The sequence below is a fragment of the Runella sp. genome (assembly GCF_027484545.1).
Lineage (GTDB): Bacteria > Bacteroidota > Bacteroidia > Cytophagales > Spirosomataceae > Runella.
In genome coordinates, this window is record NZ_JAIXST010000326.1 from 1 (window position 1) to 9,248 (window position 9,248).

Consider the following 9,248-nt stretch of genomic DNA (forward strand, 5'->3'; position numbering starts at 1 on the left):
CTTAAAGCGAGAGCCGACTGAAATGAGTTTGGCTCGTAAGCGAAAGAAAGCCGCTCGCGACGATGCTTACCTTAAAACCCTGTTAAACCAACTTAACACTTGATGCAATCACCCTAAATCGCTTTCGTCATCTACGACGAGCATTTTGGCTTTAGTCATAACGATTCGGTGAGTTTTTGTTTCAAATTTGAAAAATCAATGGGTTTGTTCAGAAAATCGTCTGCCCCATATTTTTTTGCCTGATTATAATTTTCTTCGTCATTATAGGCCGTAATCATCATGATAGTAGGAGGAGCAGTAGGATGCATCGTTCGGATACGACGCAGCAACTCGATACCGCTCATATCGGGCATATTAATATCGGACAGAATCAGAACAATTTCGGAAAAATGACCGTTGATATAGGTCAGAGCTTCTTCCCCTGAATAAGCAAAACTGAAATCCAATTCGCCATTCCGAATTTCGCGGCGGAAACGCTGTTCAAACAACGTTCTTATGTCCTGTTCGTCGTCAACTACCAGAATTTTCATAGAGAGTTAAAGATATGATAGGGTAATTTGAAGGTGTAATAATACAAAAAAATGTGTAGTCCGTCTAATAACCTATCACCAAAGATAACCTGTTCCGATTGTTTTATAAGGAAACTAAAGAGGAATGTGATTAGTTCTTCTGTAAATAAAAATGACATATCATTAAAACATCTGCAATGAATAATTTTCACTATTTCAATCCTGTTAAAATACTTTTTGGTAAAGGACAAATCGCGCAATTGCCCAAGCAAATTCCTGCGGATGCCCGTATTATGTTGACTTACGGAGGCGGAAGTATTTTCAAAAATGGGGTATATGACCAAGTAAAATTGGCTTTGACAGGAAGAGAAATCGTTGAATTTGGAGGGATTGAAGCCAATCCTACCTACGAAACTCTGATGAAAGCGGTGGAAATAGCACGCACCGAAAAAGTAGATTTTTTGCTGTCGGTCGGAGGAGGCTCGGTATTGGACGGAACGAAATTTATGGCGGCAGCTATTCCATTTACGGGCGCAGACCCTTGGCAAATTGTAGCCAATCGTGCCAAAATCACTACTGCGGTGCCTATCGGTGCGGTATTGACTTTGCCGGCTACGGGTTCAGAGATGAATTATTATGCGGTCATCAGTAAGAAAGAGACTCACGAAAAAAAGGGAATGGGAAATGCACTTGTTTATCCTAAATTCTCTATCCTCGACCCCGAAACAACGTATTCACTTCCTCCTCGCCAAATCGCCAACGGCATAGCCGACGCTTTTACGCACGTGATGGAGCAGTACATGACCTATCCCGTACGGGCCGAAATGCAGGATCGCATGTCCGAGGCCGTATTGCTGACCCTCATCGAAGAAGGGCCTAAAATGATGGCGAATCCAACGGATTATGATTCGGTAGCTAATGTGATGTGGGCAGCTACCATGGCGCTTAATGGCTTGCTTGCGTTGGGTGTTCCAACGGATTGGGCAACGCATCAAATCGGACATGAACTCACTGCTTTTCACGGCATTGACCATGCCCGGACTTTAGCCGTGGTGCTGCCTCATTTGCTGGAAATCAAGAAAGAGTCTAAGCGGGAAAAATTAATTCAATACGCCAAACGCGTGTGGCAATTAAGCGGAACCGACGACGAATTGGTAGCGGGAGCGATACAGAAAACCGCCGATTTTTACGAATCGCTGGGTATTCCAACAAAAGCAAGTGCGTATTCAATTAATGCCGATACTATAGAAAAAGTAGTGCAGCGTTTTGTAGAGCGAGGAATTAATTTCGGAGAGCACGCCGACATTACCCCCGAAGTGGTAGGGGAGATTTTGGAATTGAGTTTGGCGTAATGTTGTCTGCCTGTTGGATTCATGAAATAACCTTCGGAAAAATCAAATTACCCCGACATATTTGTATAAAAAAATACAACGATGCCCAACTGGATTACGACTAAAAAATACACCGATATTACGTATAAAAAATGCGACGGAGTCGCGCGTATTGCGTTTAACCGTCCGGAAGTTCGCAACGCATTTCGACCCAAAACCACGTTTGAACTGTTGGATGCCTTTACCGACGCCACGCACGACCCAAAAGTAGGCGTCGTGTTGCTGTCTGGTGAAGGCCCCTCGCCCAAAGACGGCATTTGGGCTTTTTGCTCCGGGGGCGACCAAAAAGCCCGCCAAAAAGGAGGCTACCGTGCCGAAGACGGTCGCGACCGCCTGAACATTCTGGAAGTACAACGTCAGATACGCTTTATGACCAAGCCCGTTATTGCGGTCGTGCCGGGCTGGGCAGTAGGAGGCGGCCATAGCTTACACGTAGTATGCGACTTGAGTTTGGCCAGTAAAGAACACGCGATTTTCAAACAAACCGATGCTGATGTGGCCAGTTATGACGCGGGCTATGGTTCAGCGTACTTGGCCCGCATGATTGGTCAAAAAAGGGCCCGTGAAATTTTCTTTTTAGGTCGTAATTACTCGGCTCAGGAAGCTTTCGATATGGGGATGGTCAATGCCGTAGTGCCCCACGACGAATTGGAAGATACCGCCTTTCAATGGGCGCAGGAAATACTCGGAAAAAGCCCGATGGCGATTCGGATGTTGAAGTTTGCTTTCAATCTCGTGGATGATGGCTTGGTAGGACAGCAGCTTTTTGCGGGCGAAGCTACCCGATTAGGCTACATGACCGAAGAAGCGCAGGAAGGGCGCGATGCCTTCCTTGAAAAACGGAAACCTAACTGGGATAAGTTTGAACGTTTTTCGTAAAATCCATACGAAACTAAACCTATGAGGTTTGACTGGGAAGCAAACATAAACCTCATAGGTTTTATATCTTTCTAAACCATGAAACCAACCGTTTACCTTCTTGTCGCTTGGGCCTTTTTGTCCGGCGGCTCATTGTTGGCCCAACAATCGTGGATACGCATTAATCAACTGGGCTATTTGCCCCATTCGGGCAAAGTGGCGGTGCTGGTGAGCAAAGAACAACTCAAGGTCACTGAATTTGAACTGTGTGAAGCCTTGACAGACCGTGTGGTTTGGAAAGCGAAAACCGTACAATCGTTTGGAGTCTACGCTGCGTTTCAATCCAATTTTCGGCTCAATTTTTCCACTTTCAAACAATCAGGCGCGTATTATGTGCGGGCGGCGGGCGTACGTTCTCCCGCTTTTCGGATTGCGGCTAATGTGTATGAAGGAACCGCCGATTTTGTACTGCGTTATATGCGTCAACAACGAAGCGGGTATAATCCCTTTCTCAAAGATTCGTGTCACCGACAGGACGGCTACGCAATTTATCAACCCGATTCTACCCAAAACGGGAAGTTTATGGATGCGTCGGGCGGCTGGCACGATGCGTCCGATTATTTGCAATACGTGGCTACCTCGGCTAATGCTACCTACCAACTTTTGTTTGCCTATCAACAAAACCCAACCTCCTTTGGCGATACCCACGATGCGGCAGGGCATCCCAAGCCCAACGGTATTCCAGATATTTTGGACGAAGCCAAATGGGGATTGGATTGGTTGGTAAAAATGAATCCCTCCAAAGACGTGATGTTCAATCAATTGGCCGACGACCGCGACCATTTCGGTCTGCGTTTGCCGAACAAAGATTTTGTGGTGTATAATCCGCAATGGGGCTTGGGACGCCCCGTTTATCGAGTGACCGGAAAACCGCAAGGGCTTTTTAAATACAAAAATCGCACCACGGGAGTTGCTTCAACGGCGGGGAAATATGCGTCTGCGTTTGCGTTGGGCAGTCAGATTTTATCTAACTTTTACCCTGAGTTTGCTAAGAAATTAGTCCAAAAAGCGTACGATGCTTATGATTACGGAAAACGCTTTCCCGGCGTTTGTCAGACAGCACCCGGGCGTGCTCCGTACTTTTACGAAGAAGACAATTACGTGGACGACATGGAATTGGCAGCTGCCCAACTCCATCAACTGACTCCCGCCAACAGTGCCTATTTAGCAGATGCCGTCAATTTTGGTCGAAATGAACCCACAACTCCCTGGATGGGTGCCGATACAGCCAAACACTATAAATGGTACCCCTTTGTGAATTTGGGACATTATTGGCTATCCAAAAACAAAAACCAAACGTCAGCGGAGTTTCGTCAATTGATGAAATTGGGAGTTGAAAAAGTAAAATCTCGGGGAAAAAATAATCCTTTTCTGAATGGAGTACCTTTTATCTGGTGTTCCAACAACCTGACCGTCGGGATTTTAACCCAACTTCATTTGTACCGTTCGCTCACCCAAGACCACCAATACGAAGAGTTGGAGGCAGCCATGCGCGATTGGCTGTTTGGATGTAATCCGTGGGGAACGAGTATGATTTGCGGTTTGCCCGAAACGGGCGATTGGCCCGTTGACCCTCATTCGGCGTTTACGCATCTGAATAATTATCGCATTGATGGCGGACTCATTGACGGCCCGATTTACGGCAGTATTTTCGGGAAATTGATTGGAATTACCCTCCACAATGCCGACGAATACGCTGATTTTCAGTCAAAATCGGTAGTATATCACGATGATTACGGCGATTATTCAACCAACGAACCCACCATGGACGGCACAGCAAGTTTGAGTTATATTTTGTCGGCCTATCAGAAAGAGGGAAAAGTTCAAGTACCCAAAGCCGTGAAAGAAAACCACGGGGCCATTGTGCGCATGGATACGACAAAGAAGGAGATTTTTCTGACGTTTACGGGTCATGAGTTTGGCGAAGGAAGCACGGAAATTCTCAATACCCTCAAGCAGCAAAATGTAAAAGCCTCGTTTTTTCTAACGGGAGATTTTCTTCGGAACCCGGTCTTTCAGAAAGACATTCGACGTATCATCCAAGAAGGTCATTATCTGGGAATGCACTCCGATAAGCATTTACTCTACTGCGATTGGGAAAAACGCGACTCGCTGTTGGTAACCAAGGCACAATTTGAAGAAGACATCAAGACCAATTTTGCAGAACTGGGAAAGCTGGGTTTGAGTGCTGAAAAGACTTCTTTTTTTATGCCGCCGTACGAGTGGTACAATGCCTCGGTGAATGGGTGGGGGCAGGAAATGGGCCTGACTTTGGTCAATTTTACCCCAACTACGGGAACAAATGCCGATTATACCTCGCCTGATATGACCAATTACCGAAGCAGTGAGCAGCTGTACCAAAAACTTTTTACTATTGAAAAATCAGACCCTAAGGGCTTAAATGGAGCAATTGTCCTGATTCATCTTGGCACTGATCCAAAACGAACGGATAAGTTTTACTCAAGATTGCCTCAAATTCTCAAGGAATTAAAAGCCAAAGGGTATCGATTTGGGCGGTTTTTTTAGGAGTTAAGAAATCGGAATGGTATTAATTTTTTATCTTTGGATGGTAAATCGAAGTAAAGTAGGCTCGAAATGAGTAATTTATTCATTCAAATTTTTGTTTGACTTTATAAAATCCGATAAAACAATGTACACCACAGTTAATGGGATTTACGAAAATGGAGTTTTGATTCTCAATGAGACACCTCCAACTACAAAAAAAACAAAGGTAATCGTCACTTTTTTGGAAGAGATTGAGCCTGAAATCATAAAACAACGCCTTCCGGGAAGCCTCAAACGATTCGGAGAGAGCGAAGGAAAAGAATACCGTTTGCCCGATGATTTCAATGAACCGCTCGAAGACTTGAAAGATTATATGTAATGACCTATCTTATTGATACTCAAGTTTTAATTTGGTTTCAGACGCTTGATTCTCGACTGAAACCAACTACTTACAAGCTATTGACTGACTTACAAAATGAAATTTGGGTTAGTCAAGTAAGTTTATTTGAAATCGCTATCAAACAGAAACTCAACAAATTGCCCGAATTTGATTTGCCCCTTGGCCGTGTTATTGAATTCACCGAAAAAGACGGAATTGGGATATTGAGAATTGCCAATAGCCATATAGCGGCTTATGATAACCTACCGCTTCTTCCCAATCACCGTGACCCGTTCGATAGACTTATTCTTGCTACAGCTTTGGCAGAAAATTTACCTGTTATATCTTCTGACCGAAATTTTCGACTTTACGTGCCTCAAATTCAGTTGATTGAAGCATAATTTCCTTTTCATTTTCCCGCCAACTGATATACATTCACCGTGCCACCCGTTTTAGCATTTGCTGTGGTGCGCGTGAGGGTCATGGAGGCATCAGTAAAATCGCTGATAGTGAATTCTATCGTGCCGCTTGTGCCTGTGGGTTGCGGCGTGAGGTTTTTCAAAACGAGTTTGTTGTCTCCCTGCAACTCCCATTGCCCCGTGAAGCGCGTACCGTCAAAATCCGTGAAGACCACCGTGCCGCCGCTTTGCAGTTCGAGTTTGAAATTGGTGTAACCCGGGCGCGTATTGCCCGTTGCTCCCTGCGTAAAAACCACACTGCTCCCTTCTTTTGCCAACGTAACTGTCCAATTTTTAACAATACGCTCCGACATCGGAGTTACTTTGGGCTTGCAGCCAATGACCAGAATTATAGAAACCAGTAAAATGCAAATCGTTTTCATTTGGGTTGATATTTTAGTTAAGTTTGTACAAAATGAAATTATTATGCAAACGACGTATCGTTTAAATGCCCAAGAAATCAGCGATGCATTCCTACAATCCCTCAAAACCCTATTTGCCGGGCAAGAAATAGAGATTATTGTAAAACCCGTGACCGATAACCGCTTGGACGAAACGACGATATTGGCACAAACCACGCTCGCAGACGAATGGGAAAGCCCCGAAGACCAACGTTGGGACAACCTTTTGTAACCAATGACACGTTATCAACAAGGCGACATCGTCGTTGTCAATTTTCCTTTTACGGACGTAAGCCAAACTAAACGCCGTCCGGCACTGGTGATTTCAAACGATTTGGTAAATCAAACGGGCGATTATCTACTTGCTCAAATTACCAGTCAAGTAAAAACGGATGGCCTTTCACTCTCCATTACTACATCGGATTATACCTTTAAACCCTTGCAACTGACTAGTTTTGTACGCATTCATAAGGTATTTTTGCTCAATGAATCTTTGATTATCCGTAAAGAAACTTCTGTAACAGCAAATTTTCTTCAAAGATTGGTGAATGAAATCAATACTTTGCTTCGTTGAACCATGATAGAGCCTCGCAATTTGGATATTATTATTGGCGAAATCAATGATTTAAACCATATCATTGAGCATACTCAAGTTACTTTACAGCAGTTTCCCGACGATAAGCTGTTGCAAATTGCCTTACAACAAGACCTGCATCGTAAAAAGAACCTCGCCAAAGAACTTCACCTAAGTTTGAGCATCTACCTTTATCAGTTTGCATGAAAGTATTTTGTCATCCCGACGACAGGAGGGATCTAAAACCGCTTACTGCTTCACTAATTTCTCCGTAAATACCCTCCCCTCAGCCTCGGCCTGCACTAAGTAGCTCCCCGCCGCCACTGAGCGCATATCCATCGTAGCCTCGTGACGCGTAGCTTTGCCTGCTGACTCCCACGTACGGACACGCCTGCCCGATGCATCAAGCACATAGACGTTAGCCGAAGCCGATTGAGCCAATTGCAGTACAATTTTAGCTTGGTTTATGGTAGGATTGGGCGACACGCGCAGACCAACCTCCTCCGCCAAAGGCTCGTTGGCCAGAATAATGGACACCATCACCGCCGACGAAGTAGCCGTACAACCACCGCCCGTAACGGTAACTGTATAAGACCCTGCTCCGCTAACGGTGTAGCTGTTGTTGGTAGCTCCCGAAATAGCCGCACCATCTTTGGCCCACTGATACGTTTGCCCCGAAGCCGTGGGCACACTCAATACCACCGACTCTCCCGTGAGCAGCGTAGGCGTACGACTCGTACTCACCGTGACATTGGGCGAAGGCTTTTGCATGACGCTATACGCTGCCGACGTACCCGTACAACCCTTGCTATCAGTGACTCCCACGCTGTAACTGCCTGCCGCAGTGGCCGCGTAGGTATTGGTATTGATGCCGACATTGGTTGAATTTTGTTTCCATTGATACGTATAAGGACTTACGCCGCCCGTTGCGTTGGCAGTTAAGGTAGTGTTTTGCCCAGCACAAAAGCTGTTTGTGCCTGTGATGTTGACGGGAAGATTGGTAGTTTGGGTAATATCTACGGAAGCCGACACGGTACAGCCTTCTTTATCAGTAACCTCAATGGTATAAGTACCGGCTTTGGTGACAGCCAAGGTAGCCGCTGTACCGGCATCGGTAGTACCTTGTTTCCATTTGTAGGTGAAAGGGGAAGTAGTGCCGTTGCCCTCACCCGTAATACTCACCGAACTACCTGGACAAAAACTTGTGCCGTTGGGTGTACTGATTTTAGCGGTGTGGGAGCAGAGAGGAAATTTCCAGAGTTCTATTCCTGTTTTTGTATCACTACCGGCATAAAACAAATTGTTTCCCGCGATTCGGAAATAAGGGGCAGATTCACTGTTTGAAATCGTACCTAATTTTATATTGCCATCAGGAGAACCATTACTACGCCAAATATCATAACCATATCCGGTAGAGCTATTAATCAAGAAATATAAAGAACCACCGCTCTGTTCAAAATAAGTGGTAGAAGTAGCGTATCTGTCCTGTAAGGCGAATCCAGTGGATGCTTTCATTACTAATACAGTGCCTTGTGAAGTACCGTCAGTTTTCCAAAGTTCGTTGGCATTGATTGTGAAATAAATCACATTTTCATCTGTTTCGGATTTGAAAAACTTAGAGAAGCTGGTTCCTCCATTATCTACAGTCAGGTCTTTTATCATTGTTGTGCCTGTCTCAGTGCCATCGCTAAACCAGAGTTCTCGACCATTTACACCGTCGTTTGCAGTAAAAATGATACCTTTAGCTACTTTTTGCATACTCTCTTTACAAATGTAAGAATCCTGCAAGGTATATTGAAATATTGAAGTCCCGCCTGGTGCAATATTCTTGACTAAATTAGTACCTTGGACAGTACCATCAGTTTTCCAAAGTTCTCTTCCTGTTTTACCGTCATCATTCATGAAAAAAGCGTAATTTCCTGATGAGACTACTTTATAGACAAACGTATCTCCGAAATCTATTAATCTTAAAGTTCCTTCTTTTGTTGTATTACTAACAGGTTAAACGCACCTAAATGGTGTTGTTTTTAATAATATTGAGCAAGTACTGGTCATTCCAACCTGCTTTTTTACGCCTTTCTTTGATACTATGCTTGTCATTTTGCTGTTGTAA

General features: G+C 44.6%; 11 protein-coding genes. 8 read left to right on the forward strand and 3 right to left on the reverse strand.

All coding sequences use genetic code 11. From position 1 onward, the window contains the following. Window positions 1-155: 155 nt before the first annotated feature. Window positions 156-530 (reverse strand): response regulator, encoded by a 375-nt coding sequence (locus Q0081_RS29235; protein WP_298361858.1) that lies wholly within the window; start codon window positions 528-530, stop codon window positions 156-158. 176 nt (window positions 531-706) lie between these two features. On the opposite strand from Q0081_RS29235, the gene Q0081_RS29240 reads away from it, so the two are divergent. From Q0081_RS29240 to Q0081_RS29260, 5 genes are all read left to right on the forward strand, one after another. Next, window positions 707-1,861 carry an iron-containing alcohol dehydrogenase gene (locus tag Q0081_RS29240; RefSeq protein WP_298361859.1) on the forward strand — a complete coding sequence of 385 codons (1,155 nt, stop codon included), beginning with the start codon at window positions 707-709 and terminating at the stop codon, window positions 1,859-1,861. 81 nt (window positions 1,862-1,942) lie between these two features. Beyond that, window positions 1,943-2,779 carry a 1,4-dihydroxy-2-naphthoyl-CoA synthase gene (locus tag Q0081_RS29245; RefSeq protein WP_298361861.1) on the forward strand — a complete coding sequence of 279 codons (837 nt, stop codon included), beginning with the start codon at window positions 1,943-1,945 and terminating at the stop codon, window positions 2,777-2,779. Window positions 2,780-2,857: 78 nt separating this feature from the next. After that, the gene (locus Q0081_RS29250; protein ID WP_298361864.1) at window positions 2,858-5,344 is read left to right on the forward strand and encodes a glycoside hydrolase family 9 protein; all 2,487 of its coding nucleotides are present in this window, start codon (window positions 2,858-2,860) and stop codon (window positions 5,342-5,344) included. A gap of 124 nt (window positions 5,345-5,468) precedes the next feature. Next, window positions 5,469-5,702, forward strand: coding sequence for a hypothetical protein (locus Q0081_RS29255; RefSeq protein ID WP_298361867.1), 234 nt, complete (start codon window positions 5,469-5,471; stop codon window positions 5,700-5,702). Next, the gene (locus Q0081_RS29260) at window positions 5,702-6,103 is read left to right on the forward strand and encodes a type II toxin-antitoxin system VapC family toxin (RefSeq protein WP_298361870.1); all 402 of its coding nucleotides are present in this window, start codon (window positions 5,702-5,704) and stop codon (window positions 6,101-6,103) included. Before Q0081_RS29255 ends, Q0081_RS29260 begins: the two co-directional genes overlap by 1 nt. An 8-nt stretch (window positions 6,104-6,111) precedes the next feature. Here Q0081_RS29260 and Q0081_RS29265 read toward each other — a convergent pair whose 3' ends face one another. Continuing rightward, window positions 6,112-6,543, reverse strand: a complete 432-nt coding sequence (locus tag Q0081_RS29265) for a hypothetical protein (RefSeq protein ID WP_298361875.1) — start codon at window positions 6,541-6,543, stop codon at window positions 6,112-6,114. A 43-nt stretch (window positions 6,544-6,586) separates the two neighbouring features. On the opposite strand from Q0081_RS29265, the gene Q0081_RS29270 reads away from it, so the two are divergent. From Q0081_RS29270 to Q0081_RS29280, 3 genes are read left to right on the forward strand one after another with little or no spacing between them, the layout of a single operon-like run. Further along, the gene (locus Q0081_RS29270) at window positions 6,587-6,793 is read left to right on the forward strand and encodes a hypothetical protein (protein WP_298361878.1); all 207 of its coding nucleotides are present in this window, start codon (window positions 6,587-6,589) and stop codon (window positions 6,791-6,793) included. A 3-nt stretch (window positions 6,794-6,796) separates the two neighbouring features. Then, window positions 6,797-7,135, forward strand: coding sequence for a type II toxin-antitoxin system PemK/MazF family toxin (locus tag Q0081_RS29275; RefSeq protein ID WP_298361880.1), 339 nt, complete (start codon window positions 6,797-6,799; stop codon window positions 7,133-7,135). A 3-nt stretch (window positions 7,136-7,138) separates the two neighbouring features. Next, window positions 7,139-7,342 carry a hypothetical protein gene (locus Q0081_RS29280; RefSeq protein ID WP_298361883.1) on the forward strand — a complete coding sequence of 68 codons (204 nt, stop codon included), beginning with the start codon at window positions 7,139-7,141 and terminating at the stop codon, window positions 7,340-7,342. Between the two features lie 42 nt (window positions 7,343-7,384). Here Q0081_RS29280 and Q0081_RS29285 read toward each other — a convergent pair whose 3' ends face one another. Beyond that, the gene (locus Q0081_RS29285) at window positions 7,385-8,893 is read right to left on the reverse strand and encodes a T9SS type A sorting domain-containing protein (protein ID WP_298361886.1); all 1,509 of its coding nucleotides are present in this window, start codon (window positions 8,891-8,893) and stop codon (window positions 7,385-7,387) included. Between the last annotated feature and the right edge of the window lie 355 nt (window positions 8,894-9,248).